At 56.4% G+C, this 1207-nt stretch carries 1 protein-coding gene; it reads right to left on the reverse strand.

Features of this window, described 5'->3' with window-relative positions; all coding sequences use genetic code 11:
- On the reverse strand, nucleotides 1–1114 hold a 1114-nt coding region (locus EJP87_RS16730; protein WP_130472965.1), incomplete at its 3' end, for a DEAD/DEAH box helicase.
- Nucleotides 1115–1207: the final 93 nt, after the last annotated feature.

Genomic DNA, 1207 nt, shown 5'->3' on the forward strand with positions numbered 1-1207 from the left:
GTAAAAAACCGCGCTCGCTGACATCGCAAAAGGAGATGGCCATACCCTCCCGACCGGCCCGGGCGGTCCGTCCGATCCGATGCACATAGCTTTCAGGCTCATTGGGCAAATCAAAGTTAATGACATGGCTGACACCGGGAACATCCAAGCCACGAGCAGCGATGTCGGTGGCCACCAAAACCCGCAGGCGACCATCCCGAAAGCCGTTGAGCGCCTTTTCGCGGGCACTCTGCGACTTGTTGCCGTGGATGGCCGACACCTCAACCCCGGAAGCCTCCAAAGCATCGGCCAGCTTGTCAGCACCATGCTTGGTCCGCGTAAAAATCAGCGCCTGCCGCACCTTTTGATTTTGCAATACATCCTTCAAGAGCAGCACCTTGTGCAGCTTATCCACCAGATAGACCTTCTGTTCGACCCGTTCGACGGTGGTAGCCGTCGGAGCCACCTCAACCCGTACCGGATCACGCAGCAGGCTTTCCGCCAGAGCAGAGATCTCTTTGGGCATGGTGGCGGAAAAAAGCAAAGTTTGCCGGGTTGGCGGCAGTTTGGAGACCACCTTGCGAATATCGCTGATAAAGCCCATATCCAGCATCCGGTCGGCCTCGTCGAGGACAAAAACCTCCAGATATGCCAAAGAGACGACCCCTTGCCCCATCAGATCGAGGAGGCGACCAGGGGTGGCCACCAGGACATCAACCCCACGCAACATTGCGCGTACCTGGCTGTGTTGGTTGACCCCGCCAAAAACCAAAGCCCGAGAGAGCCCCAAACGGGCCCCATAGGCGGCAAAACTCGCATCAATCTGTGAGGCGAGCTCCCGGGTTGGGACCAGAATCAGCACTCTGGCATGACCGGCCTGGCTGCGCAGGCGCCGCCGCCCCAGTCGATCGAGAATCGGCAGGGCAAAAGCAGCCGTCTTGCCAGTACCGGTCTGGGCAATGCCCAACAGATCCCGACCAGATTGCAGATGCGGAATAGCCTGGGCCTGGATCGGAGTTGGTTTGGTATAACCAGCATGTTGAAGGGCGGAGAGAATAGGGGAAAGCAAATTCAATGCAGAAAAATCAGAGATCAAAAAAAGGGAACCTTTCAGAAAAGGCGGAGTGTCGGTCATGAGCACGCGAATACCACCGTCTGTTCCGCCAAGGATTGTGATCAAAAAAGAGATTTTGACCAAAAGATGATTCGCTACTCGCAATAATGGGCC

It is taken from the genome of Candidatus Magnetaquicoccus inordinatus, from assembly GCF_004217665.1.
Taxonomy (GTDB): Bacteria; Pseudomonadota; Magnetococcia; order Magnetococcales; family Magnetaquicoccaceae; genus Magnetaquicoccus; species Magnetaquicoccus inordinatus.